Genomic DNA, 1,028 nt, shown 5'->3' with positions numbered 1-1,028 from the left:
GCGTTTGAGCAGGCCGAAGAAGCTCTCCACGGGTGCGTTGTCGTGGCAGTTGCCACGCCGACTCATGCTGCACACCAAGCCATGGGACGCCAGGAAACTGCGCCAGTCATCGCTGGTGTAGACAGACCCTTGGTCCGAGTGAACCAAGCAACCAGCGTTGGGTTTGCGCCGCCACACCGCAGACAACACCGCCTGCACGACCAACTCGGTGTCGGCCCGATCGCGCATCGCCCAGCCGACGACCTGCCTGGAAAACAGATCGATCACAACAGCCAAATACATCCAGCCTTCATGTGTGCGGATGAAGGTGAAATCGCTCGCCCAGGCCGTGTCCGGCTCAGTCACGTCGAACTGTCGGTCAAGCAGGTTGGCAGCCGCCTTGCACTGCATCCCTCCAGGGAAGCGCGGTTTGCGACCATAGCCCACCTGGGCACGCAGTCCCTCGGTGCGCATCAGCCGGTGCACCCGATGGCGACTACAACGCTCACCTAGATCGCGCAGATCCGTGGTGATCTTGCGATGCCCATAGACACTGCCGCTGGCCAGCCAGTGGTGCTTGATCAGTCCCAGCAAGCGATCATCTTCCTTGGCGCGCTCACTGTCGGGCGAGCGTAACCAGGCGTAATAACCCGCCCGGTTGACCCGCAACACCCGGCACATCGCACACAGCCTGAATTCGCTGCGATGGGCCTGCATGAACGCGTACTTTGCCTTTACCCCTTGGCAAAGTACGCGGCGGCCTTTTTTAGGATGTCGCGCTCCTCGGTCACTCGACGCAACTCTGCCTTCAGCCGCCGAACCTCGGCGCTCTGGTCCACCTCGGCGCGATGCACCACGCCAGACTTGCCGAACTTGCGCAGCCAGGCGTACAGGCTGTGCGTCGTGACACCCAGCCGCCCGGCGACTTCTGCCACCTTGAACCCACGATCAGTCACTTGCCGGACCGCCTCGATCTTGAACTCATCCGTATATCGCTTGCTGCTCATAGACACCTCCGAATCGACCATTTTCCATGGCCTTGAGATGTC

1 pseudogene is annotated in these 1,028 nt (G+C 61.3%); it reads right to left on the bottom strand.

Annotated elements, in window-relative coordinates:
- Positions 1 to 986, bottom strand: a pseudogene (locus LN450_RS10325) (IS3 family transposase); the annotation flags it as partial.
- Positions 987 to 1,028: the final 42 nt, after the last annotated feature.

This window comes from Xanthomonas euvesicatoria pv. euvesicatoria, assembly GCF_020880415.1.
GTDB classification, from domain to species: domain Bacteria; phylum Pseudomonadota; class Gammaproteobacteria; order Xanthomonadales; family Xanthomonadaceae; genus Xanthomonas; species Xanthomonas euvesicatoria.
Note: the sequence above shows the minus strand (reverse complement) of the source record. Positions and strands in the feature narration are given on the sequence as shown.